The 23,047-nt window shown below is 73.8% G+C and carries 21 protein-coding genes; 13 read left to right on the forward strand and 8 right to left on the reverse strand.

Features of this window, described 5'->3' with window-relative positions:
• Positions 1–88: 88 nt before the first annotated feature.
• Positions 89–355 carry a hypothetical protein gene (locus IE185_RS02370; protein WP_138895354.1) on the reverse strand — a complete coding sequence of 89 codons (267 nt, stop codon included), beginning with the start codon at positions 353–355 and terminating at the stop codon, positions 89–91.
• 119 nt (positions 356–474) lie between these two features.
• Here IE185_RS02370 and IE185_RS02375 point away from each other — a divergent pair, with 119 nt between their 5' ends.
• Entirely contained in the window at positions 475–834 is a 360-nt protein-coding gene (locus IE185_RS02375) for an arsenate reductase family protein (RefSeq protein WP_138895353.1), read from the forward strand.
• A 51-nt stretch (positions 835–885) separates the two neighbouring features.
• Here IE185_RS02375 and IE185_RS02380 read toward each other — a convergent pair whose 3' ends face one another.
• Positions 886–1,374 carry a carboxymuconolactone decarboxylase family protein gene (locus IE185_RS02380; RefSeq protein ID WP_138895352.1) on the reverse strand — a complete coding sequence of 163 codons (489 nt, stop codon included), beginning with the start codon at positions 1,372–1,374 and terminating at the stop codon, positions 886–888.
• Positions 1,375–1,421: 47 nt separating this feature from the next.
• Here IE185_RS02380 and pdxR point away from each other — a divergent pair, with 47 nt between their 5' ends.
• Both pdxR and IE185_RS02390 read left to right on the forward strand, forming a co-directional pair.
• The gene (gene pdxR, locus IE185_RS02385) at positions 1,422–2,831 is read left to right on the forward strand and encodes a MocR-like pyridoxine biosynthesis transcription factor PdxR (protein WP_189714491.1); all 1,410 of its coding nucleotides are present in this window, start codon (positions 1,422–1,424) and stop codon (positions 2,829–2,831) included.
• Between the two features lie 111 nt (positions 2,832–2,942).
• Complete coding sequence (locus tag IE185_RS02390; RefSeq protein WP_189714493.1) at positions 2,943–3,638, forward strand: SCO2207 family protein; 696 nt, start codon at positions 2,943–2,945, stop codon at positions 3,636–3,638.
• A gap of 68 nt (positions 3,639–3,706) precedes the next feature.
• Here IE185_RS02390 and IE185_RS02395 read toward each other — a convergent pair whose 3' ends face one another.
• The gene (locus tag IE185_RS02395; protein WP_138896315.1) at positions 3,707–4,642 is read right to left on the reverse strand and encodes a Gfo/Idh/MocA family protein; all 936 of its coding nucleotides are present in this window, start codon (positions 4,640–4,642) and stop codon (positions 3,707–3,709) included.
• Positions 4,643–4,940: 298 nt separating this feature from the next.
• On the opposite strand from IE185_RS02395, the gene glnII reads away from it, so the two are divergent.
• The gene (gene glnII / locus IE185_RS02400) at positions 4,941–5,960 is read left to right on the forward strand and encodes a glutamine synthetase (protein WP_138896314.1); all 1,020 of its coding nucleotides are present in this window, start codon (positions 4,941–4,943) and stop codon (positions 5,958–5,960) included.
• Positions 5,961–6,256: 296 nt separating this feature from the next.
• Positions 6,257–6,841 (forward strand): winged helix-turn-helix domain-containing protein, encoded by a 585-nt coding sequence (locus IE185_RS02405; RefSeq protein ID WP_138896313.1) that lies wholly within the window; start codon positions 6,257–6,259, stop codon positions 6,839–6,841.
• A gap of 15 nt (positions 6,842–6,856) precedes the next feature.
• Here IE185_RS02405 and IE185_RS02410 read toward each other — a convergent pair whose 3' ends face one another.
• The 3 genes from IE185_RS02410 to IE185_RS02420 all read right to left on the reverse strand — a co-directional run bounded on the left by IE185_RS02410 (position 6,857) and on the right by IE185_RS02420 (position 10,297).
• The gene (locus IE185_RS02410; RefSeq protein WP_138896312.1) at positions 6,857–7,966 is read right to left on the reverse strand and encodes a mechanosensitive ion channel family protein; all 1,110 of its coding nucleotides are present in this window, start codon (positions 7,964–7,966) and stop codon (positions 6,857–6,859) included.
• 249 nt (positions 7,967–8,215) lie between these two features.
• The gene (locus IE185_RS02415; RefSeq protein ID WP_138896311.1) at positions 8,216–9,661 is read right to left on the reverse strand and encodes a PepSY-associated TM helix domain-containing protein; all 1,446 of its coding nucleotides are present in this window, start codon (positions 9,659–9,661) and stop codon (positions 8,216–8,218) included.
• Positions 9,662–9,730: 69 nt separating this feature from the next.
• The gene (locus IE185_RS02420) at positions 9,731–10,297 is read right to left on the reverse strand and encodes a hypothetical protein (protein WP_138896310.1); all 567 of its coding nucleotides are present in this window, start codon (positions 10,295–10,297) and stop codon (positions 9,731–9,733) included.
• A gap of 918 nt (positions 10,298–11,215) precedes the next feature.
• On the opposite strand from IE185_RS02420, the gene IE185_RS02425 reads away from it, so the two are divergent.
• A complete protein-coding gene (locus tag IE185_RS02425; protein ID WP_138896309.1) occupies positions 11,216–11,548 on the forward strand; it encodes a hypothetical protein in 333 nt (110 codons plus the stop codon).
• Positions 11,549–11,664: 116 nt separating this feature from the next.
• Here IE185_RS02425 and IE185_RS02430 read toward each other — a convergent pair whose 3' ends face one another.
• A complete protein-coding gene (locus IE185_RS02430; protein ID WP_138896308.1) occupies positions 11,665–12,123 on the reverse strand; it encodes a MarR family winged helix-turn-helix transcriptional regulator in 459 nt (152 codons plus the stop codon).
• Positions 12,124–12,264: 141 nt separating this feature from the next.
• Here IE185_RS02430 and IE185_RS02435 point away from each other — a divergent pair, with 141 nt between their 5' ends.
• The 3 genes from IE185_RS02435 (at position 12,265) to IE185_RS02445 (ending at position 14,882) form a co-directional block, all read left to right on the forward strand.
• Complete coding sequence (locus IE185_RS02435) at positions 12,265–12,756, forward strand: carboxymuconolactone decarboxylase family protein (protein ID WP_138896317.1); 492 nt, start codon at positions 12,265–12,267, stop codon at positions 12,754–12,756.
• A 34-nt stretch (positions 12,757–12,790) separates the two neighbouring features.
• On the forward strand, positions 12,791–13,129 hold the full coding sequence (locus IE185_RS02440; RefSeq protein WP_138896316.1) for a glyoxalase superfamily protein: 339 nt from the start codon (positions 12,791–12,793) through the stop codon (positions 13,127–13,129).
• Between the two features lie 172 nt (positions 13,130–13,301).
• Positions 13,302–14,882 carry a DUF1996 domain-containing protein gene (locus IE185_RS02445; RefSeq protein WP_138896307.1) on the forward strand — a complete coding sequence of 527 codons (1,581 nt, stop codon included), beginning with the start codon at positions 13,302–13,304 and terminating at the stop codon, positions 14,880–14,882.
• 119 nt (positions 14,883–15,001) lie between these two features.
• Here IE185_RS02445 and IE185_RS02450 read toward each other — a convergent pair whose 3' ends face one another.
• A complete protein-coding gene (locus IE185_RS02450; protein WP_189714495.1) occupies positions 15,002–15,457 on the reverse strand; it encodes a hypothetical protein in 456 nt (151 codons plus the stop codon).
• A gap of 188 nt (positions 15,458–15,645) precedes the next feature.
• On the opposite strand from IE185_RS02450, the gene IE185_RS02455 reads away from it, so the two are divergent.
• From IE185_RS02455 to IE185_RS02470, 4 genes are all read left to right on the forward strand, one after another.
• A complete protein-coding gene (locus IE185_RS02455) occupies positions 15,646–18,759 on the forward strand; it encodes an alpha-N-acetylglucosaminidase (protein ID WP_189714497.1) in 3,114 nt (1,037 codons plus the stop codon).
• 194 nt (positions 18,760–18,953) lie between these two features.
• On the forward strand, positions 18,954–20,912 hold the full coding sequence (locus tag IE185_RS02460) for a hypothetical protein (protein WP_189714655.1): 1,959 nt from the start codon (positions 18,954–18,956) through the stop codon (positions 20,910–20,912).
• A gap of 141 nt (positions 20,913–21,053) precedes the next feature.
• A complete protein-coding gene (locus IE185_RS02465; protein ID WP_138899635.1) occupies positions 21,054–21,971 on the forward strand; it encodes a metal-dependent hydrolase in 918 nt (305 codons plus the stop codon).
• Position 21,972: 1 nt separating this feature from the next.
• Positions 21,973–23,043 carry a PDR/VanB family oxidoreductase gene (locus IE185_RS02470; protein WP_189714499.1) on the forward strand — a complete coding sequence of 357 codons (1,071 nt, stop codon included), beginning with the start codon at positions 21,973–21,975 and terminating at the stop codon, positions 23,041–23,043.
• Positions 23,044–23,047: the final 4 nt, after the last annotated feature.

Here is a 23,047-nt window from a genome sequence, read left to right on the forward strand (position 1 = left end):
GCCGGGCGGTCGCGGCACCGGTGAGGGGACATGCCGGTGAGGGGCGCGCCGTCGCTCGTGGCGAGGACGCGCCCCCGGCCGGCTTCGGTCAGCGGCCGTAGCGGATCAGGGTGCGGACCATGCGGCAGGTGGTGGCCGACGGCGGGTGGATGCCGACGCGCTCGGCGACGGCGCGTATCTTGCGGTCGGGGGCCTGGGACGGGTGGTAGACGCCCGTGTCGAGCAGGGCGATGGCCAGGCGCATGGCCTTGAGGCGGCGGTTGTGCGTCTCGTACCACGCGCGCGGCCGCCCGGCCGGCAGTGGGGTTTTCGCAAGGGGCTGCGGAGCGGTCGGGAGCAGTGCGGCTGCGGTCACGGGCGTCCTCCTGAGGCGGTCGGGAACCCTCTTCGACTCCTTCGATTTTACTGGGCACCACTGACAATCGGCCCTGGCCAGACGGTGTTTGGCGGGGGTCTGGAGGTACGGTTGGGGCCATGGAGATCTGGATCAATCCCGCGTGTTCCAAGTGCCGCGGCGCGCTGCACCTGCTGGACGAGGAGGGCGCGGACTACACCGTGCGCCGCTATCTGGAGGACGTACCGTCCCCGGACGAGATCCGTGCGGTGCTGGAGCGGCTCGGGCTCGAACCGTGGGACATCACGCGCACCCAGGAGGCGGCGGCGAAGGAGCTGGGGCTCAAGGACTGGGCGCGGGACGCCGGTGCGCGGGACCGCTGGATCGAGGCGCTGTCCGAGCACCCGAAGCTGATCCAGCGGCCGATCATCACGGCGGAGGACGGTACGGCCGTGGTGGCGCGTACGGACGAGGCCGTGCGGGACGCCATGTCGCGGTGAGTCCCCGGGCCCGTCCTCGGGCCCCGGTCCCTGCTCGGGCCCCGGCTCCGGTCAGGAGACGCGTTCGTCCTCGCCCGCCGTCTTCCCGGTCGCCAGAGCGATGCGGTTCCAGGTGTTGATCGTGAGGATCAGGGCGAGGAGCTGGGCCAGCTCCCCGTCGTCGAAGTGGGCCGACGCCCGGGCGTACACGTCGTCCGGCAGACCGGCGCCCGCGATCAGTGTCACAGCGTCCGTGAGGGCCAGGGCCGCCTGCTCCTTCTCCGTGAAGAAGTGCCTGGCCTCCTTCCACACCGCGACCATGTGCATCCGCTCCTCGCTCTCGCCCGCCTTGCGCGCGTCGGAGGTGTGCATGTGCAGGCAGTACGCGCAGTGGTTGACGTGCGAGGCGCGGATCTGCACCAGTTCGACGAGCGCCGGGTCGAGCCCCTCGCGGGCGGCGGCGTCGAGGCCGATCACGGCCCGGAACGCCTTGGGGGCGGCCTTGGCGAAGTTGAGGCGGGTGGAGGTGGCGGGCGTCTGCTTGATCTCTGCCGTCGTCATGGGTACGAATCTATGCGCACAGGCGACCGGGGAAGGGGTGCATTCCAGTGAGGGAATCATGGGTCAATGCGGCGGAGGGGCTGGGCAGCGACCTGCATCTGGAGCTGGAGAGCGCCGGGCCGGGCAGCCGCCGCGCCGTGCTCACGCGGGCGCTGCGGGAGGCGATCCGCAGCGGGCGGCTCGCCCCGGGGACCCGGCTGCCGCCGTACCGGTCGCTCGCCGCCGACCTCGGGCTCGCCCGCAACACGGCGGCCGACGCGTACGCCGAACTCGTCGCCGAGGGCTGGCTGACGGCCCGGCAGGGTTCCGGCACCCGGGTCGCACGGCGGGCCGCTCCGGCCACCCCCGCGCCCCGGCCCCGCACGCCCCCGCGTGACTCCCGTCCGGCGTACGACCTCGTCCAGGGCAGACCCGACCCGTCGGCCTTCCCCCGCGCCGCATGGCTCGCCTCCGCCCGCCGGGCGCTGACCGCCGCGCCGCACGACGCGTTCGGGCCCGGCGATCCGCGGGGCCGGGTGGAGCTGCGCCAGGCGCTGGCGGAGTATCTGGCGCGGGTGCGGGGGGTACGGGCCGACGCCGACCGGATCGTGCTGTGCTCCGGGGCCGCGCACGCGCTGCGGCTGCTGGCGCGGGTGGTGGGCGGGACGTGGGCGGTGGAGGCGTACGGACTGCCGTTCCACCGAGGGCTGCTGGCGGACGAGGGGGTACGTACCGCGCCCGTCGGGGTCGACGAGGACGGGGCCGTGGTGGGCGAACTGTCCGGTCCGGGGACCGTACTGCTCACTCCCGCGCACCAGTTCCCGACGGGCGGCCCGCTGTGTCCGGAGCGGCGCGCGGCGGTGGTGGACTGGGCGCGGGCGGCGGGCGGGCTCGTCGTGGAGGACGACTACGACGGCGAGTTCCGCTACGACCGGCAGCCGGTGGGCGCGGTGCAGGGACTCGACCCGGAGCACGTGGCGCTGATCGGGTCGGTCAGCAAGAGCCTTTCGCCGACGCTGCGGATCGGCTGGATGGTGCTGCCGGAGCGGCTCATGGCCGGCGTCGTGGCGGCGAAGGGCGTGCGCGAGCAGTTCTCGAGCGCGACGGAGCAGCTGACGCTGGCGGACTTCGTCGTCTCGGGCGCGTACGACCGTCATGTGCGCCGGATGCGGCTGCGGCACCGGAGCAGGCGAGACCGGTTGGTCGCGGTGCTGGCCGAGCGCGCGCCGCACGTGCGGGTGACGGGCATCGCGGCGGGTCTGCACGCCGTCCTGGAGCTGCCGCCGGGCACCGAGCGGGCGGTGGTCAAGGCCGCTGCGTGGCAGGGCCTGGCGGTGGAGGGGCTTTCCGACTACCGGCACCCGGACCGCGCCGCGGAGGGCGGGCGGGACGGCCTGGTCGTGGGGTACTCGACACCGGCCGAGCACGCGTACGCGGGCGCACTGGACGCGTTGTGCCGGGCGCTTCCGCCTGCCTGATACGGAAGTTGTGGCTGGGGTCATTGAGACGGACGGGGTTGCTACTCGTACGTAACGGCACACGGAAACCCAAGCGGCCGTGGCGTGCACGGCCGCGGACAGGAGTCGCACGTGTCGCGCAAGAAGTCCCTCAGTCGCAAGAAGAAGCTCGCCCTGCTGGCGGGCGCCGCCGCGCTGGTCGCGGGCACCGCCGTCGTGATGACCGGCACGAGCCAGGCTTCGGTGGCCTGCGACGGGCTGGCCACCGCACTGAGCAACAACGAGCAGTTCATCGCCGGCCAGCGGGCCAATCCCGACGCGCAGTCGCAGGCGCGGATCGCCAACCGGGAAGCGGTCATCGAGCAGATCAGGCGTCAGCAGGCGGCGTCCGGGTGCGACGCGGCCGCGCCGCCGGACGACGCCCAGGCCCCGCCGGCGGACGAGGCGGGCGGTGCGGACGAGGCGGGCGGTGAAGAACAGGCCGCTCCCCCCGGCAAGGAGTCGGCGCCGCCCGCGGAGGGTGGCGCGGGCGAGGGCGCCGGTGAGGAAGCCGGTGAGGGCGCCGGCGCCGGGGCGGCCGGTGAAGTGGTGTGCGCCGGGTCGACCGTCACGCTGTCCGGGGAGGGCGGCGCGCCGGCCGCCTCCAGCGGGGAGTTCCCGGTCGGGACGAAGCTCAAGGTCACCAACCTCGACAACGCCAAGTCGACCACGGTGGAGGTCACTTCGGCCTCCGGGAGCTGCGCCCTGCTCAACAACGCGGCGTTCGAGCAGGTCCGGGAGCCCGGCAAGTTCCTGATCCGCAACGCCCGGATCGAGCGCGTGGGGTAGCGCGGCCCGGGAGGGGGCGGGGCCTCCTCGGTCCCCACGCCACCCCCGCCCCCTCCCGCACCGGCGCGTCAGCCGTCCAGCCGCGCCTGGGCGTCCGCGAGGATCTCCGTCAGGCGCAGCCCGAACGCCGCGTCGCACGGGTGCGGTTCTCCGGTGCGTACGGCGCGCAGCAGGGCGTCGACCGCCGCGCCGAAGGACGTGACCCCGTCGCCCCACGACGGCATGCCGGCCAGCCCGGCGGTGCCGCGCAGCTCCACCGCCGCTCCCGCCGCGCCCACCGGGGCGCTCAGGCTCAGGGTGACCGTGCTCGACGCCTGCGAGGTGTGGCGCAGTACGAGATGGACCGTGTCCCCGGGGCCGCGCGTCGCGGTCGTGGACGTGACGTCGCCGAGGACCGGCAGGAGTACGGACAGGGCGTGCGGCCCCACGTCCCACAGCGCGCCCTTCTCGCCGCGCCACGGCGACGCGGCGTACGGACTGTCCGCGTCCGGCGAGTACAGCGCGCCCAGCCACCGCGCGTGCGCCGTGAACCAGCCGCCCGCCGCGGCCTGTGCGGCGATCCACTCGGCCGTGCCCGGCGCGAAGCGCAGCGTGCAGAAGACCACCGACGCCACGCCCGCCTTCGCGGCCGCGTCGACGACCTCCCGGGCCCCCGCAACCGTCGTGGCCAGCGGTTTGTCCAGCAGCAGGTGGCATCCCGCGGCGGCGGCCCGGGCCGCCAGCGGAGCCTGGACGTCGGGCGGCAGGGCGATCGCGACGGCGTCGCACGCCGCGAAGAGGGCGTCGACGTCGTCGTACGCCGTGGTGCCGTGGGCGGCGGCCAGCGCGGCGGCCGCCTCGGGCCTGCGGCCCCAGACGCCGGCGAAGTCCGTGCCGGGATGCGCGGCGAGCGCCGGCGCGTGGGTGCCGGCCGCCCAGGGGCCGGTGCCGAGCAGTCCGACACGCGTCCTGGGCGTCGGTCCGGGCGCGGTCGACGGCGCCGGCCTGATCAACGATTCGCTCATGCCGTCAGTGTGCCCGGGGCGCGGCGGGCCACCGCGTGTGCGGGCCGGCCGGCCGTCGTACACGGCGGCCGGCACAGCCGGACCCCAGGGGCCGTCGCGGGGACCGCGCGTGCGCCCCGGGCGGCGGCGCGGCCCGCAAGGCCCCCGTAACCGGCGAAAAGCCGCGACACGCAGGCGTGTTACGCAGGAAACCTGAGTAACACGGGGTTCACAATCGGGCAACGGACGGGAAATCCGCGCTTGCGAAGCTGCCCTCACCAGCCGCAGTACCGCAGCAGCACCGCAAAGGATGGCGTCCGTGACCTTCAAGGCCGAGTACATCTGGATCGACGGCACAGAGCCGACCGCCAAGCTTCGCTCGAAGACCAAGATACTGGCCGACGGCGCCGAGCTGCCCATCTGGGGCTTCGACGGATCCAGCACGAACCAGGCCTTCGGCCACGCGTCCGACCGTGTGCTGCAGCCCGTGTTCTCCTGCCCGGACCCGATCCGCGGCGGCGACCACGTACTCGTCATGTGCGAGGTCCTGAACATCGACATGACGCCGCACGAGTCCAACACGCGTGCGCTGCTGCGTCCGGTCGCCGAGCAGTTCGCCGGCCAGGAGCCGATCTTCGGCATCGAGCAGGAGTACACCTTCTTCGACGGACACCGTCCGCTCGGCTTCCCCGAGGGCGGCTTCCCGGCCGCGCAGGGCGGCTACTACTGCGGCGTCGGCGCGGACGAGATCTTCGGCCGCGAGATCGTCGAGAAGCACCTCGACCACTGCCTCGCCGCCGGTCTGGGCATCTCCGGCATCAACGCCGAGGTCATGCCGGGCCAGTGGGAGTTCCAGGTGGGGCCGCTGGCGCCGCTGGAGGTCGCCGACCAGCTGTGGGTGGCCCGCTGGCTGCTCTACCGCACCGCCGAGGACTTCAACGTCTCCGCGACCCTCGACCCCAAGCCGGTGAAGGGCGACTGGAACGGCGCGGGCGCGCACACCAACTTCTCGACGAAGGCGATGCGCGAGGGGTACGACGCGATCGTCACCGCGTGCGAGTCGCTGGGCGAGGGCTCGAAGCCGATGGACCACGTCAAGAACTACGGCGCGGGCATCGACGACCGCCTCACCGGTCTGCACGAGACCGCCCCGTGGAACGAGTACAGCTACGGCGTCTCCGACCGCGGCGCGTCGGTCCGCATCCCGTGGCAGGTCGGCCAGGACCAGAAGGGCTACATCGAGGACCGCCGGCCGAACGCGAACGTCGACCCGTACGTCGTCACGCGCCTGATCGTCGACACCTGCTGCACCGCCCTGGAGAAGGCCGGCCAGGTCTGACCGTGCGGTACACGCAGTCGGGGGCGCCCGCCGGTCCGGTGGGCGCCCCCTGCGCGTTCCGCCGCGGGCGGCCGTCTGATTCAATGGGTCCCATGGCCAGCCACCAGGACACCTCGAAGGGTCGCAGCGACCTCGAGCCGTTCTGGCCTTCCCGTCAGCATCACGACTTCGACCGGGTGTGTTGTCGCGCGACGAACGCGCGGGCCCTCTAAAGCCGTTCACCCCGGTCTTCGGTCCAGCGCGCACGACGCAGTACGTCCCTCGACGACTCCTCCGCGCGAAAGAGCTGACCTCTCATGGCGAACACCCGTACCTTCTCCGCCGCCCCCGTCCAGTCCCCCGCACCTCTCGGCCGGCACCGGCTGCGGGCAGTCGACCGGGACGAGGTGGCGCGTCCCGGCCGGGTCCTGGGCCTGCGGCCCGCGCCCGGCCCCGACGTGGCCGACTTCCTTCCGCCGGGCGCCACCTGGCTGCCCGCGCCCCCGCACACCCTGCCCGCGCTGCCGGGGCAGCCGCCGATGATCGGCTACCTGGTGCTCGTACCGGCCGATCAGCAGCCGGCCGTGGCGCCCGTTCCCGGCCCGGACGACGCGCCGGACGACGGTCCCGTGCGGATCGACGGGGCCGACCGCACCGCCGCCGTGGACGGGCGGCCGCTCGACCTCACGTACCTGGAGTTCGAGCTGCTCGCCCACCTCGTGGCGCACCCCCACCGGGTGCACACGCGCGACCAGCTCGTGACCACGGTGTGGGGGTACGGGCACGTCGGCGACGGCCGGACCGTCGACGTCCACATCGCCCGCCTGCGCCGCAAGCTGGGCGCCGAGCACCGCGCCACGATCCAGACGGTGCGGCGGGTCGGGTACAAGTACGCGCCCTGACCGCACGCCCCGGCGTCACCGCACCGGCTCGCCCGCCTCGCGCTGGTGCGGGAACGCCGTCGGCATCGGCGGCTCGCCCCGCGACTCCCCCAGCGCCTCGGCCTGCTGTACGGTCACGGTCCGCTTGGGGGCGGGGACCCTGATGCCCTCGGCCCGGTAGCGCTGGTGCAGGCGCTTGATGAACTCGTGCTTGATCCGGTACTGGTCGCTGAACTCGCCGACGCCCAGGATCACCGTGAAGCCGATCCTGGAGTCGCCGAACGTGTGGAAGCGGACGGCCGGTTCGTGGTCGGGGACGGCTCCGGTGATGTCGGACATCACGGCCTCGACGACCTCGGTCGTGACGCGCTCGACGTGCTCCAGGTCGCTGTCGTAGCCGACCCCCACCTGGACCATGATCGAGAGCTGCTGCTCCGGCTGGCTGAAGTTGGTCATGTTGGTGCCGGCGAGCTGGGCGTTGGGGATGATCACCAGGTTGTTCGACAGGTTGCGCACCACGGTGTTGCGCCAGTTGATGTCGACGACGTAGCCCTCCTCGCCGCTGCTGAGGCGGATGTAGTCGCCGGGCTGGACGGTCTTCGCGGCGAGGATGTGCACGCCCGCGAAGAGATTGGCCAGCGTGTCCTGCAACGCCAGCGCCACCGCGAGTCCGCCCACGCCGAGCGCGGTGAGCAGCGGCGCTATGGAGACGCCCAGGGTCTGGAGTACGACGAGGAAGCCCATGGCCAGCACCACGACGCGCGTGATGTTGACGAATATGGTGGCCGAGCCGGCGACTCCGGACCGGGACTGCGCCACGGACCGCACCAGGCCGGCGATGACCCGGGCCGCCGTGAGCGTGCCGGCCAGGATGAGCAGGGCGGTCAGCGCCACGCTGACGTTGTGGCCGGTCGTGGGGGTCAGCGGGAGAGCCGCCGCCGCGGCGGCCGCGCCGGCCGCCATCGCCGCCCACGGGACGAGGGTCCGCAGGGCGTCGACAATGACGTCGTCTCCGCCCCACCGCGTCCGGCTGGCGCGTTCGCCCAGCCAGCGCAGCGTCGCCCGCAGGAGCAGACCCGCGGCGACGCCGACGGCCACCGCGATTCCGGCGACGATCACGTCGTGCAGTGTGAGGGCCCGGTACATCAGTGATTCTCTCCCGTGGTCCGAGGGTGCGGCGCGGTCGCGTCGGGACGTGCCGAGGGCGTACGGATGGCGTACGGGGGCGGTCCGACGCGGTCGTCATCCTGCCGCATGCGACGGGACCCGTCTGCGGTGCCCCCACCTGGCGCTTTCCGGGGCGGTGGTCCTGACGGCCGCTCAGACCTCGCTGACTGCCGCCGAGTCGTACGACGACGGGAGGGCCCGCCCGGACCGGGCGGGCCCTCCCCGGGCTCAGGCCGCCGTACGGGCGCGGGCCCTGGCCACCACACCCACCACGACGTCCACCGCCAGGAACACCAGCAGGCTGATGCCCAGCAGCGGCACGAACCAGCCCGCCAGCGCGGTGAGCGCCACCAGCGGCAGCAGCACCGTGACGGGCACCTTCCGCCACGCGCCGCGCGGCATCGGACGGCCGGCGCTCAGCCTGCGTTCCTTCGTCGGCCTGCGCAGCCACCACATGCGGTAGCCCCAGACGATCAGCATGACGAGGGCGAACGCCAGGGCTGCCAGCGCCAGTTGGTTCACGAGGCCGAGGAGGACGCCGGTGTGGGCGTCGATGCCGAAACGGGTCAGCTTGGCGAGCAGCGGGTAGTCGGCGAAGCGCAGTTCGTCGATGACCCTGCCGTCGGCGGGGTCGACGGCGACCGAGTCCAGGTGGACCGGGAACTGGGTGTCGGTCTCCTTGACGACGTAACCGCTGCCCTCGCTCGGCAGGATCACCGACATCCGGCCGTCGATACCGGCCTGGCGGGCGGCCGCGAGCGCGTTGTCGATGCCGACGTCCTTGCCGGCCGTGCCCGTGTGGGAGCCTGTGCCGCCGCCGTGGCCCTCGTGTTCGCCGCCGCCGCCACCGGCGCCTTCGGCGAGCGCGGCGGAGACGACCGGGGTGGCGCCTCCGAGCTGGTCCTGTACGGCGCCGATGTTCTCGCCCGCGTACCGGGACCAGGTCAGGCCGGTCGCCGAGAGCAGGACGAGGCCGAGCACCGCGCACATGCCGACGGTGCCGTGCCAGGAGAGCGTCTTGCGGCGGCCCTTCGCCCCGCGTTCGGGGACGATGAGCTCGCGCTTGGAGGTGCGCCTGCGTCCGAGCCACAGCAGCAGGCCGCCGAGGGCGACCACCCACAGCCAGCTGGCGGCGAGTTCGCCGTAGTGGCGGCCGAGGTCGCCGAGGTGCAGGTCGCGGTGGAGTTCGTCGAGCCAGATGCGCAGCGGCAGGGCTCCGGAGCTGCCGTAGCTGGTCAGCTCGCCGCGTACCTCCGCGGTGTACGGGTCGACGAAGACGGCGAGCGACTTGCCCTCTTCGACCTCCGGCGAGGTCATCAGGACCCTGGTCGTGGCGCCGTCCTCGGCGGAGGGCCAGACGGCGGTCACCGTGCCCTCGGGGTGGGCCTTGCGGGCGGCCGCGAGCTGGTCGCCGACCGGCAGGGTGCGCTCGCCGACGGGGACTTCGAGTGCGTTGCTGTAGAGGAACTTCTCCGCCTGGAAGGAGAGCGCGTAGAGCAGCCCGCTGGCGGCGGCCACCAGCAGGAGCGGGGCTATCAGCAGGCCCGCGTAGAAGTGGACGCGCAGGACGAGGGGGCGCAGGGCGCTCCAGGTGGTGCCGCGCTCGGCCGTGGGGGCGGGTGCTGGGTCCGCCTGGGTGTGCGGCGCGGGCCGTACGGGGTCGTCAATGGCCATGACTGTCCTCGGAATGTCGACTGGTGACGTGGGTCACGGGGCATGGGTGGCGGCCCCCTGGTCACGCGGTCAGACAGGGAGAGGTGCGGGGGCCGTGGCGCGGGTTTCCGGACCCCGCGGCGGCCCGCGCCGCGACAGTGTGTGCGCGAGGACGACGCCGTGGCCGTGGTGGTGCGCGGCACGGGGCCTGCGGGGGCGTACCGGCTCCGGCAGTGCGGGGGCCCGTACGACGGCGAGCAGCAGCCGCAGCGGGGTGGACGCCGACGTGCCGACGGTGTGCGCGATACGGAAGAAGGCCGCCTCGCCGCGCGCCAGCCACAGGCCGCAGACGAGCGCGGCGGCGAGGTGGGCGGCCGTCATGGCCAGGGAATCGGAACCCTGCCCGTGGGTGGAGGCCGCGGCCGCCACGGCCTCGGGGTTCATGGCCGCCGGCTGGTGCGCGACGGGCATGCCGTGGTGGCCCGCGCCCGGAGCCTGCGCCGTACCGAAGACGAGGTGCAGCACGCCCTGTACGGCGAGGAGTCCGCCGCCGACGGCGAAAACCCCGCGCCGGCGGTGCCCCGCGGTCCAGGCGAGGCCGCCCGTCACCGCGAAAGCCGCGAGCAGCACCGAAGCCGGAACTTCATGCCCGGACATGGACGAATGCCCCACCGCTGCCGCAAGGACGCACACCGCCGCGAAAAGTGCGGCTCGCAGCGCGCGCAGAGGCGACCGGACGTCCGTCATGGTCCGCACATGGTGCCATCCCCGAAGCCGGCACGGGGACATAGGTGCAGTACACAGCCACGCGAGGGGTACCGGGCGAGGAGTCGCGGGGTGGTGACAGGTACACCACCGGCCCGTGTGCCGGACCCCATGACCGGGGCGGGCCGTACGGGCGAGACGGGGCGCGTGCCCGGTGGACGGGCCGGCGGGGAGAGGCTGGACACCATGATCAAGACGAGAGTACGCAGCGCCTTCCTGGCCGGAGCCCGGGGACTCGCGCTGATGATCCAGTCGCTCACGGCGTCCGTCGCCCTCCGCTGCTGAAGGCCCCGGCGACCTGGCGGGACCCTGCTGTGGCTGCCGGTCCACTTGACGGCCGGCCGCGTCAGCGCGCTGCTGCCCGCCGCGCTGTTCCTCGGACGGCCGTTGAGGCCGCGGCGCGTCTCCTGACCGGAGGGGTCGGGCGACCGCGGTCACGGTGTGTCTTGCTGTCATGCGGGCACGCCGGATCGGCGTGCCGGAAGCACGCGAGAACATGCACTTCCCCCCACGAGAAGAGATGTCACGGCAGCCACAGCGGCCACCGGAGCCGCACACGCTGCCACAGGCCCTGCTCCGGCGGCCCTGGCGTGCCCGCCAACCCTTCGTACGCACGCGCGAGAACAAGCCAAAGAACCGGCCGGAGTTTTCCGTTTCAACCCCTGTCGTGCGGCAACACTTGTCGCCGGGACGCGGCGCGGCGGCGCTCGCCAAGGTGACCGGAAACCGTTTCCCCGCAGCACCGGTCCGTCCGGCCCTCGGACGGCCCGCCGTCCGCCCGCCCGTGGCCGGGCCCGGAAGAGGAGACGCATGCGCGCGAACGACCCGGCGGCCGGACCCGCCCGCCACCACGCCCGCACCGCCGAGCGTGCGGCGAGCTGGGCCCTGGCCGTGGCCATGGGGCTGAACGCCGTCGAAGCGCTCGCCCACCCGGCGGCCGACTGGTGGCCCTGGCTGTGGCACGGCTCATGGGCCGCGTTCGTACTGACCCTGTTGGGCTGGGGTGTGGTCCGGACACGGGAGAAGGCGGCAGCCGCGCGCCACGACGGCCTGCCGGGCCCGGACCGCGCGGCCGGCCGCCGCTCTCCTACGACACCCGGACCGACCGCTTCGACCGGTCGGCGCGACCTCGCGACCCCGTGACGGCGCACCCCTCGCGGCCTCGCGGCATCGCACCCCGCGGCCCCGGACCTTCGCGCCCCTGCGGCCTCGCAGCCGGGTGACCCCACTCCTCCGCGCCCCTTGACGCGGCAGCGGGGCTAGGCCCCGAACCAGCCGGCGGCGTCCAGTCGCAGGCCGCCCGCCGGGACCATCTCCCGCAGGGCCGCCTCCAGTTCGTCCACCCGCTGCGCGCCGAGGCGCTCGGCCCAGCCCGCCCGCAGCCGGTCGAAGATCGCGGCCGATCGCTGGAGTACGTCGACCCCCCGCGGTGTGAGCCCGACCAGCTTGCGCCGCCCGTCGTCGGGGTCGTCCGTCCGCTCGACGTACCCGAGCCGCTCCAACCGCTCGACGGTCTTGCCCGCGGCCTGCTTGGAGACCCCCAGCCGCCGGCCCAGCTCACCGGGCGTCACACCGTCCCGGCCGACCGCCTGGAGGGCGAAGCCGTACGCCGGGCGGACGTCGGGGTGGCCCTGTTCGGCCAGTTCGGCGTGCAACTCGTCGATGAACGACCGGAATCCGGCGAACAGCAGCAGCGGCAGCTCGTACCCCTCAGCCATTGCGGAACTCGTCAACGTGGTTTACTTTTTCGTCAATCACGTTGACGAGTTTACCTCCAAGGAGACGCCTTGACCGGCAACCGGAACGACTTCTTCCCCGACCACACCACCGAGACGGCCCCGGCCGCCGCCCGCCGCCCCATGGAGGCGACAGCGAAACGGCTGGGCTATCTGCCCGCTCCCGTCGGCCGTCTGGCCACCTCGCCGCACCTGCTCGACGGCTTTCTGAAGATCAGCGCGATCTTCGAGTCGTCGACCCTGGACCCCCTTCCCCGCGAAGTCGTGATCATGACGATCGCGACCCGCAACGGCTGTCACGTCTGCGTCGCGATGCACACGGCGAAGCTGACCGCGCTCGGCGCGGACGCCGCTGTGATCACGTCGCTGCGCGAGGGCCGGCCGACGGCCGACGAACGCCTGGAAGCGGTACGCCGGTTCACGCTGGACGTCGTCGCCACGTCGGGCGCGGTGTCCGACGACACCCTGCGCCGCTTCCTCGGCCACGGCTACACCGCGCAGAACGCCCTGGAGGTCGTGCTCGGCATCGGCGCCTACACCATGTCCACCCTGGCCAACCGGATGACCGGCGCTCCCCTGGACGAGCAGCTCGCGGCGTTCGCCCCACAGGAGTGACAGACCGGCACGGCAGGATGGCCCCATGACCACGATCAACGAGGAAGTCGTTCCGATCCTGTACGTCAAGGACGCCGGCGCCGCCGCCCACTGGTACGCCCGCCTCGGCTTCGGCAAGGAGTGGGAGCACCGCTTCGCACCGGATCTCCCCGCCTTCGTGGAGGTGGCGCGCGGGTCCGTGCGGCTGTTCCTCTCCGAGCACGAGGGGGACGCCCGTCCCGGAACGCTGGTGTATCTGCGGGTGCGGGACGTGGACGCCGTGGCAGCGGAGTTCGGCGTACCCGTCGAGGACCAGGCATGGGCGCGCGAGACGGAGCTGCGGGACCCCGACGGCAACCGGATCCGGGTGGGCACGCCGGCCGATTCCGCGTGAGGCGCGGCGGTCGGCCCCCGTACGTCGCGGTCCGCCCCTGTTTGGCCATGGAGATACCTACGAATCACGAAGAGGTCTGAACGAGCCGCGAACGGCTTCCGTATGGAACGGAGCGCTTCTCCCCTGCCGGGACCCCCCTTACCTTCACCCGGCAACGAAGCAGAGGAGTTCCATGCGACGCGCATCTAGAAAACGTTCCACGCTGGCGAACCGGGCGATTGCCGCATCGGCCGCTCTGATCCTGGGCGGGGGTGGACTGCTCGCGGTGAATGTCTACGCATCCGCAGGTGAAGGCTGGTCCAATCCTGAACCGGCTCAGTCCGGTCAGCTTCGGAACACCGGCCAGCAGATGTCGACCATTGACTGCCCGGAGGTGGCGAACGACCTGCCCCAGGAAGTACCCGATTCGGCGCGCCAGGAAGTCGACCGGGAGCTGGCGGCCCTCGACTCCCAGATCACGGACGCGTACAAGCGATTCGCCGATTCGCAGGAGCAGATCGCCCAGGACCCGAACCTCGCGCAGAACGCGATTCTCGGGCCGCTGAAGGACAAGCGGCTGGCATCCATCGACCGCATCACCCTCGCGTACGACCGCGAGGGCGAACGCCCCGAGGGCCTCGAAAGCCTCGCCCCCTGCGCGCTGCGCGCCGACGACAACGGAGGGGTCGGCGACGACGGGCAGGACGGCGGCGGCAACGGCGACGGCCAGGGCGACAACGCCGGCCAGGACAACGGCCAGGGCGGTGACCAAGGTGCCGACCAGGGCGGCGATCAGGGTGCCGACCAAGGCGGTGACCAGGGCGACGGCAACGGTGACGGCGGCCAGGACGACGGCGGCCAGAACAACGGCAACGGCGGGCAGGCCGGCAACGGCCCCAACGCCGCCGACTTCGTCGACATCCAGTCCGTGCAGCCGAACGTCCAGCAGCCGCCCCAGCAGCGCGGCGCCTCCCGAGGCCAGTTCGTCACCAACTGCGGGACGAACGAGAACGGCAAGTTCAATCCCGACAACGTCATCGTCGCCCCGGGCGTGAGCAACGGCGCGCACCACATGCACGACTACGTCGGCAACCAGGCCAATGACGCCTTCGCCAGCGACGACGACCTGGCCCGCGGGCAGACCACCTGCCAGAACCAGGGCGACAAGTCGACGTACTACTGGCCCGTCCTGCGCCTGCAGAACGGCCAGAACGAGGCCGACGCCAATGCCGACGGCGGCGGCAAGGACAGCAACGTGGGCGAGATCCAGACGCCCACCGAGGTCTCCCTGAAGTTCGTCGGAAGCCCCGTCAGCAAGGTCACCGCGATGCCCCGGTTCCTCCGGATCATCACCGGTGACGCCAAGGCGTTCACCAATGGCGACGCCAATGCCAACGCGTCCTGGAGCTGCACCGGATTCGAGGACCGCCAGCTCAAGGACAAGTACCCGATCTGCCCCGAAGGCAGTCAGGTCGTCCGTACCTTCAACTTCCAGAGCTGCTGGGACGGACAGAACACCGACAGCGCCAATCACCGCACCCATGTGGCGTTCGCACAGGAGAACGGTGCGTGCCCGAACGGATTCCGTGCCATTCCGCAGCTGGTGCAGCGGATCGTGTACGACGTCCCGCCCGGGCCGGGCTTCGCGGTCGACTCGTTCCCCGAGCAGCTCCACAAGCCGGGCACCGACCACGGTGACTTCATCAACGTCTTCAACAGCCAGCTGATGAAGAAGGTGGTGGCCTGCGTGAACGAGGGGCGCCAGTGCACCTGATCCCGCGGTAGGGACCCCGCCGCAGGACCCCCGCGGCGGGGTCCCCGCCGCACCGCCCCCCACAGCAGTCCCCGCCCAGGGCGGCCGTCCCCCACCGGCCGCCCTTTCCCTTCGCGCGGTCAGCTCCCGTGGTGGCCGGAGTGCTCCTCCTCCTTGCCCCCGCCGCCGCTCTCCCCGGAGTGGTGCGAGGAGGTCTCCACCGTCCCGCCGAGCTCCCCCCGCAGTGCGGTGAGCACCTTCTGGTCGCCCACCGCGACCCACTTCCTGCCGACCAGGTACGCCCCGCCGTAGTCCTTGGCCTCGTTGATCCACTCGCGCTGTCCGCGGTCGGTCGCGAAGGTGGCCAGCACATAGCGGCCGTCGTCGGTCCTGCAGTTCGCCTGACGCAGTTCCTTGGCGTCCGTCTGGATGTTCGGCTCGCACGCGACCTTCGCGGCGAGCTGTTCCAGGCTGCCCTTCGCCGTCTCCGGCACGGGCTTCTCTTCGTTCTCGCCCGCTCCGCAGCCCGTTGTGAGCAGGGCCAGAACGGCTATGGCGGAGGCGGCGTTCGCTGTACGTCGGCGTTGGTTGCGCATCTGCCCATCGTGCCCCGTTGGGCCACACGGTGGGGCGGATACCAACACATCGCACGCCCCGTTGCCGCGCCCCCGCACCGTCGTTAACGTGCGCACGGGCGGGCCCTGTCACCCCGCCGGCCTCGCCGTTCCCGGCCTCGCCATCTCCGCCTGCGCCGTCCCCGCCCGCCCCACCGAGGAGCGCCCCGATGACCGACCGCCTGTCGCGACGCACGCTGCTGGGCACGGCCGGGGCGGTCGGCGTCGCGGCCGCGGTCGGCGGGCATACTCCCGCCATGTCCGCCCCCCGGCCCCGAGCCGCGGCCGCCGCCTCCCTGGAGGCCGCCCGCGCCGCCCTGGAACGGCTGCTGCCCGACCACGCCGCGCAGTTCCACCTCACCGCGCTCACCGGCGGCGACGGCGACCGCTTCCGCGTGGACGGCGTCACCGGCCGCGTCGAGGTGGCGGGCACCACCCCCGCCGCCGTGCTCACCGGCGTCCACTGGTACCTCAAGTACGCGTGCGGGGCGCACCTCTCCTGGTCCGGCACCCAGCTCGGCCTCCCCCGGCGCCTCCCCGCGCCCCGCGCCCCGCTGGAGCGCTCGGCCACCGTCCCGCACCGCTTCGCGTTCAACGACACCCACGACGGTTACACCGCGCCGTACGCCGACTGGCCGCGCTGGGAGCGGATGATCGACGTACTCGCCCTGCACGGCTGCAACGAGGTGCTGGTGACGACCGGCCAGGAGGCCGTCTACCACCGCCTCCTCAAGGACTTCGGCTACTCCGACACCGAGGCCCGCACCTGGCTGCCCGCCCCCTCCCACCAGCCCTGGTGGCTGCTGCAGAACATGAGCGAGTACGGCGGCCCGCTCTCCCCCGAGCTCATCGCCAAGCGCGCCGCCCTGGGCCGGCGCGTCGCCGACCGCATGCGCGAGCTCGGCATGGCGCCCGTCCTCCCCGGTTACTTCGGCACCGTCCCCGACGGTTTCGCCGCCCGCAACCCCGGCGCCCGCACCGTCCCGCAGGGCACCTGGCTGGGCCTGCGCCGCCCCGACTGGCTCGACCCGCGCACCGCCTCGTTCCGCGAGGTGGCGGCGTCCTTCTACCGGCACCAGCACGAACTCTTCGGTCCTGTGCGGCACTTCAAGATGGACCTGCTGCACGAGGGCGGCTCGGCGGGCGACGTGCCCGTGGCCGAGGCCGCCCGCGCCGTCGAGACCGCCCTGCGGGCCTCGCGCCCGGGCGCCACCTGGGTGATCCTCGGCTGGCAGGCGAACCCGCGCCGGGAACTGCTCGACGCGCTCGACAGGAAGCACCTGCTCGTCGTGGACGGCCTGTCGGACCACGAGAGCGTCACCGACCGCGAGAAGGACTGGGGCGGCGCCCCGTACGCCTTCGGCACCATCCACAACTTCGGCGGCCGGACGACGATCGGCGCCAAGACGCATGTGTGGACCGAGCGTTTCACCGCCTGGCGCGACCGCCCGGGGTCCGCCCTCGTCGGCACCGCCTACATGCCGGAGGCCGCCGAGCGGGACCCGGCGGCGCTGGAGCTGTTCTCGGAGCTGGCGTGGCGCCGGGAGGCGGTGGACCGGACGCGGTGGTTCGAGGGGTACGCCGACCTGCGCTACGGGGGCCGCGACGCGTCGGCGCGCGCCGCGTTCGCCGTGCTGCGCGAGACGGCGTACCGCACCACCAGCCGCGACGGCCGCCCGCACGACTCGCTCTTCGCCTCCCGCCCCAGCCTGACCTCGTCCTCCGGCACGGAGTACTCGGCGCACCGGCCCGCCTTCGACCCGGCGGAGTTCGACAAGGCGTTCGGCGCGCTGCTCGGCGTACGGGAGCCGCTGCGCCGCTCGGACGCGTACCGCTACGACCTCACCGACCTGGGCCGCCAGGCGCTCGCCCACCGCTCCTGGCAGCTCCTGCCGCAGCTCAAATCGGCGTACGGGCGCGGCGACCTGACCGCCTTCCGCGCCCTCGCCGCGCTGTGGCTCAAGGTGATGCGGCTGAGTGAGGACATGGCGGGGGCGCACCGGGCGTTCCTGCTCGGGCCGTGGCTGGAGGACGCCAAGCGCATGGCGTCCTCGCCGGCGGAGTCGGAGCAGCTGGAACGGACGGCACGCGTCCTGATCACCACCTGGGCCGGCCGCTCCGCCGCGGACGGCGGGCGCCTCGCCAACTACGCCAACCGCGACTGGCAGGGCCTCATCGGCGACTTCCACCTGCCGCAGTGGCAGGCGTACCTGGAGGAGCTGGAGGACGCGCTGGCGGCGGACCGCGCGCCGAAGACGTTCGACTGGTACGCCGTCGAGGAGGCGTGGACGCGCGGGCGCACGGCGTACCCGCTGCGCCCGCCGCACGACGCGTACCGCACGGCGCGGCGCGTCCACGACGTGCTGGCCCGCGCGCCCCACCAGGGCGCGGTCACGGTCACCGCGGTCCCGGCCGCCCTGCCGCCCGGCGGCTCCGCGCTGCTCACCGCCGCCTTCCGCAACATGAACGGTCTGCGGGCGACCGGCCGCGTGGACTTCGCGCTCACGGGCGTCGAGGCACGGCCGGAGGGACCGGAGTCACTGGCGTCCGTGCCGGCGGCGGGCTCGGGGACGGCCTCGTGGCGCGCGAAGGCCCCCGCCGGGCCGCCGGCCGCTCCGCTCACGCCGCTGCCGTACGAGCTGAGCACGTCGTACGGTCCCGAGGGCGAGCCACGGGTCACCTCCGTCCAGCAGGGCAGCCTGTACGTCGCCGGGCCGCTGGACGCGGGCTGGCGGACGTACACGAACAACGGCGCCGTCTTCGGGCAGCTGGCGGACCGGTACGGGATCAACGGCGGCGGCGACGACCTGTGGAAGGCCACCGCGCATTTCGGGGCGCTCTACCGGCAGGGGGCACTGCGGGACGGGGGCGGTGTCGTGGTGCGGGTGGACGCGCAGGAGGTGACAGGTGCGTGGGCGCGGGCCGGCCTCGTGGTCCGCGACAGCCTCGGTACGCCGGGCGCCCCCGGCTTCCTCAACCTCGCGGTGACCCCGGCGAACGGCGTGGTGCTGTCGTACGACTCGGACGACGACGGCACGCTGGACACCTACCGGCGCGTCACCGGCGTCGGGGCACCGGTGACACTGCGGCTCTCGCGGGCCGGTGACCAGTACACGGGCGCGTACTCGGCGGACGACGGGGTGACGTGGCGGACGGTGGCGAGGGTCACGGTGCGGGGCGGGGCGCGGGACGGCGCCCAGGACGCCGGGATGTTCATGAGCGCGGCGCACGGGGGGAGCGGGGCGCGGGGAACGGTCGAGTTCAGCGGGTGGGGCACGTCCTGAGGGGCGCCCGCGGCCTCCCCGGAGTGCGCCGGTTCGCGGCAACCATGGCAGCCCGTCCGGCGTGTGCCGGGGGCTCGCCCCGGGTTTCGGGAAGGTGCGGGCCGGGGTCAGTGCCGCGGGCAACCCGCACCGGCGCCACAGGCGGACCCGCACGGCGCGCGCCCGCGAGGTGACCATCGGAGGATTCGCTCGTTCTGCTGAACGTGCGCCCACAGGATGTTGTCACCAACCGCCCTGTCCCCGTCCCCGTCGACGTCGAGCAGGCCGAGGCCGCGCTCGTCGAGCACTATCCGCGGCTCGTGCGCCTGGCGTACCTCGTGCTGCCGCCGCGTCTCGGCCGCAACCGCCGCGTGCTGACCGCCCACGCGCTCGCGCAGCGCTCGCTGCCGCGCGGCCGCACCCCGGCCGCCGGCGCGGGCCTCCCCCTGCCGCGCCGGTCCGGGGGCGGCGCGGCGGCCGATCCCGGCTACGCGTACGTACGGCAGCGGGTGCTGCGCCAGGCCCTGGAGGCAGGTCTTCCGCTGCGCCGCAGGGCCTGGCCCAAGCGGGCGCAGCTGCCGCCGCTGCTGCCGCAGGTGTGGGGGCTGCGGTTGTTCCCCCGCTCCGGCGGGGCCGACGAACTCGCCCTGGACCAGCGGCTCTCGGCGCTCAGCGGACCCGGCCGGGCGGCGTACGTGCTGCGGGGTCTGGAGCGCATGCAGGACGCGGAGGTGGCGCGGACGCTGTCCGCCGCCGGGGCCGCCGACCCGCACGCGGCGCTCGCCGAGGCGGACACGGTCGAGGCGCCGGGCGGCGCGAGCGTGGCGGCGCTGCTGGGGTCCGCCGAATTCGACCCGTGCTCGCTGCAGGCCAGGCCGACCGACCTGATGCGGCGCAGACAGCACGCGAAGGCCGCGCTCGCCGCGACGGCCGCCGTGGTGGTCTGCGGGGCGCTGCTCGGGCTGCCGGGCGAGGGGTGGGGCCCCGACGGCGCGGCCGGTCCGGCGTACGCCCGCAACCCGGCGGCCGAGCGGGCCCTCGACCCGACGGAGACGGTCCGGGTCGCCGCCGCGGTGTGGAAGCGGTCCTCCCGTACCGACTTCTCGGTCTGGCCGGCCCGCGGCGGCCTCACCCGCGACAACGCCCTGCTGCGCCGCGCCCTCGCCGTCTGGGCCAGGCCGGGCCCCTCGGTGCAGGCCTCCGCGACGCCCGCCACCCCGGTGGGCCCGCCGATGGGGCCGCCGCAGCTGCTCTTCGCCGGCGACGTCGACCAGGCGAGGGTGGTGCTGCTGTACGACGGCCTGCGCGTCGTCCGGTACGCCGAGCCGCGCGACGGCACGGCGGGCGCGGCGCTCGACTTCGCGCGCGTGGACGGCGCGGACGCGGCGGCGGCGAACGCGCTGGTGGTGGGCCGCACCGACGGCAACGTCCGGTACCTGACCGCGCCCTGGGTGCGTGCGGCGTCGGTACGGGACCTGCTCGATCCGGCCGGGGTGCCCACGCCGCTGAAGCGTACGGCGGACGGGGTGACGGCCCCGCTCACCAGCCCCGCGCAGGCGCGGGACTGCCGGTCCTGGGACGCCCTCGAACTGCGCGACGACGCGGGTCCCCGGCTGATGACCGACCTGGGGGAACTGGCTCCCGCCCGGCTGACGTCGGGGCCGCCGTCGGCGCCGCGTGACGTGAGCGGCCCGGAGGAGCGGGCGCGCTGGGCCCGTACGGCGTGCCTGCTGCCGGCGGTGCGCTCGCACGGCGTGCGCAGCGTGAACTCGTGGGCGTACGCCCAGCAGCCGCTGCCCGAGGGCAACGGCACCGCCGCCTGGCTCTGCACCCGCGCGGAGACGTGGCGGGGCACCGGCAGCAGGGTGCTGGCCCAGTTCCAGGCGCCCTCCGCGAAGCGCGGGGCGCCGGGCGCGATCGCGGCGCGCGCGGAGCACTCCCCGACGTGCGGCGTGCGCGATCCCCGGGTGCTCGCGGGCGTGCTGTGGAAGTCGCGGGGCGGGAACTGGTACGTACTCGCGGCGGGCAGCGCCCAGTTCAGGTCGGTCACGACGTCGGGCGGCGTGCGGGGCACGGCCGAGGGCAACCTGCTGGCGATCCGCGCGAAGGCCGGCGTCCAGGCGGCGCTGGAGGGCCGGGTGGAGGGCGGGGCGCGGGTGGGGGCGCTGCGGTAGAGACGGCCGGTCCGGTCCCCCCGCGCGGCACGGACCGGCCTCTCCGGTGGGCGGCCTGCCCGGGGACCGGGCGGGGCGAGCGGCGAGAAACCCGTCGCACGACCCTGTTGCCGTGGTCGTACTCGTCAGTACATTGACGCCATGTCTAATACGCAGCAGGGGCGGCCCGCACCGGCCGCGATCGAGTCCGAGCGGACCGCGCTCAAGGCCCGCAAGGTGGCCTTCGCGTGGGACGGCACCCCGCTCCACTGGGTCCCGGGCGACCCGTTCACCACGCACACCATCAACGTGCTGCACCTGCTGCTCCCGGCCGGCGAGCGCTGGTTCGTGCACGTCTACAAGCAGGTGCTGCCGTACATCCGCGACGCGCGCCTGCGCGAGGACGTCATCGGCTTCATCGGCCAGGAGGCCGTGCACTCCCAGGCCCACGACGACGTGCTGCCGCACCTGAAGAAACTCGGGCTGGACCCGACTCCGTACACCGCGCAGGTCGACTGGCTCTTCGAGAAGCTCCTCGGCGACCGCACCCTGCCGCCCGGCAGGGCCCGGAAGTGGTGGCTGATGGAACGGGTCGCGATCATCGCCGCCATCGAGCACTACACCGCGTTCCTCGGCGACTGGGTGCTCAACGCCGGCGAACTCGACCGGCGCGGCGCCGACCCCACCATGCTCGACCTGCTGCGCTGGCACGGAGCGGAGGAGGTCGAGCACCGCTCGGTCGCCTTCGAGCTCTTCATGCACGTCGACGGGGGCTACCGGCGCCGCGTCAGGACCTGGGCGACCGCGTTCACGGCGCTGGTCTTCCTCTGGCAGCGCGGCTCGCGGTTCTTCATGGAGAACGACCCGACCCTCCTGGAGGGCAGGGCCACCGTCCGGGACCTCGTACGCCGCGGCCGCGAGGGCGTGCTGCCCGCGACCGGGGACATCATCCGCTCCGTGCCCCGCTACCTCAGCCGTACGTACCACCCCTCGCAGGAGGCCAGCACCGCCCAGGCCGTCGCCTACCTCGCGAACTCCCCGGCCGCCACCGGCCGGACCGCCCCCACCGGAGGTGCCTGAGATGCCCCGCGTCCGCACGATCGTCCTGGCCACGGGCGCCGCCCTGCTGGCCCGGCGGGCCCTGCGCCGCCGCATCCGGCGCTCCCCGCTGTGGCCGATGCCCGCCCTGGACAACCCCGTCTCCGGCACCCGCGCCGCCCGCTCCCCCGCCGCCCTGCGCCTGCTCGTCACCGGCCGCACCGCACCGGCCGACGGTGTCGTCGAGCTCCACCTGGAGGCACTGGACACGGCGGACCTCCCCGCCTGGGCCCCCGGCGCGCACGTCGACCTGGTCCTGCCCTCCGGCCTGGTGCGCCAGTACTCGCTGTGCGGCGATCCGGCCGACCGCGGCACGTACACCCTCGCCACCCGCCTCGTCGAGGACGGCAGGGGCGGCTCACGCGAGGTGCACGAACAGCTCCACGAGGGCACGGAGGTGGAGATCCGCGGCCCCCGCAACCGCTTCCCGCTCACCGACGCCCCCGCCTACGTCTTCGTCGCGGGCGGCATCGGCATCACCCCCGTCCTGCCCATGCTGCGGGCCGCCGAGGCCGCCGGGGCGGACTGGAAGCTCGTGTACGGCGGCCGCTGCCGCTCCTCGATGCCGTACCTCGACGCGATCGGGAAGCTGGCCGCGCCGGAGCGCGTGACGATCGTCGCCGAGGACGAGTCCGGTCTGCCCGACGTGGCGGCCGCCCTCGCCGGCGCCGCCGAGGGCACCGCCGTCTACTGCTGCGGCCCCGAGCCCCTGATGGCCGCCGTCACCGAGGCTCTCCCGGCCGGCTGCACCCTGCACGTGGAGCGCTTCGCGCCGGGCGCCCCCGCCGTCGGCGGGGCCTTCGAGGTCGAACTGCGCCGCACCGGCCGCACCGTGACCGTCCCGGCCGACGGCACGGTCCTGGCCGCCGTCCGCCCCGAGGTCCCGAACGTCTCGTACTCCTGCGAGCAGGGCTTCTGCGGTACGTGCCAACAGCGCGTCCTGGAGGGCGACATCGATCACCGCGACGAGCTGCTGACCGACGCGGAGCGCGACGACTCGATGCTGATCTGCGTCTCCCGGGCGTACGGAGAGCGCCTGGTCCTGGATATGTGACCGT

Source organism: Streptomyces chryseus (assembly GCF_014650755.1).
Lineage (GTDB): Bacteria > Actinomycetota > Actinomycetes > Streptomycetales > Streptomycetaceae > Streptomyces > Streptomyces chryseus.

Excerpts from the sequence above, each read along its gene's own strand:
- IE185_RS02375 (WP_138895353.1), top strand. The coding sequence starts at position 475 with ATGGAGATCTGGATCAATCCCGCGTGTTCCAAGTGCCGCGGCGCGCTG.
- IE185_RS02380 (WP_138895352.1), bottom strand. The coding sequence starts at position 1,374 with ATGACGACGGCAGAGATCAAGCAGACGCCCGCCACCTCCACCCGCCTC.
- IE185_RS02395 (WP_138896315.1), bottom strand. The coding sequence starts at position 4,642 with ATGAGCGAATCGTTGATCAGGCCGGCGCCGTCGACCGCGCCCGGACCG.
- IE185_RS02405 (WP_138896313.1), top strand. The coding sequence starts at position 6,257 with ATGGCGAACACCCGTACCTTCTCCGCCGCCCCCGTCCAGTCCCCCGCA.
- IE185_RS02410 (WP_138896312.1), bottom strand. The coding sequence starts at position 7,966 with ATGTACCGGGCCCTCACACTGCACGACGTGATCGTCGCCGGAATCGCG.
- IE185_RS02415 (WP_138896311.1), bottom strand. The coding sequence starts at position 9,661 with ATGGCCATTGACGACCCCGTACGGCCCGCGCCGCACACCCAGGCGGAC.
- IE185_RS02420 (WP_138896310.1), bottom strand. The coding sequence starts at position 10,297 with ATGTCCGGGCATGAAGTTCCGGCTTCGGTGCTGCTCGCGGCTTTCGCG.
- IE185_RS02425 (WP_138896309.1), top strand. The coding sequence starts at position 11,216 with ATGCGCGCGAACGACCCGGCGGCCGGACCCGCCCGCCACCACGCCCGC.
- IE185_RS02430 (WP_138896308.1), bottom strand. The coding sequence starts at position 12,123 with ATGGCTGAGGGGTACGAGCTGCCGCTGCTGCTGTTCGCCGGATTCCGG.
- IE185_RS02435 (WP_138896317.1), top strand. The coding sequence starts at position 12,265 with ATGGAGGCGACAGCGAAACGGCTGGGCTATCTGCCCGCTCCCGTCGGC.
- IE185_RS02445 (WP_138896307.1), top strand. The coding sequence starts at position 13,302 with ATGCGACGCGCATCTAGAAAACGTTCCACGCTGGCGAACCGGGCGATT.
- IE185_RS02450 (WP_189714495.1), bottom strand. The coding sequence starts at position 15,457 with ATGCGCAACCAACGCCGACGTACAGCGAACGCCGCCTCCGCCATAGCC.
- IE185_RS02455 (WP_189714497.1), top strand. The coding sequence starts at position 15,646 with ATGACCGACCGCCTGTCGCGACGCACGCTGCTGGGCACGGCCGGGGCG.
- IE185_RS02465 (WP_138899635.1), top strand. The coding sequence starts at position 21,054 with ATGTCTAATACGCAGCAGGGGCGGCCCGCACCGGCCGCGATCGAGTCC.
- IE185_RS02470 (WP_189714499.1), top strand. The coding sequence starts at position 21,973 with ATGCCCCGCGTCCGCACGATCGTCCTGGCCACGGGCGCCGCCCTGCTG.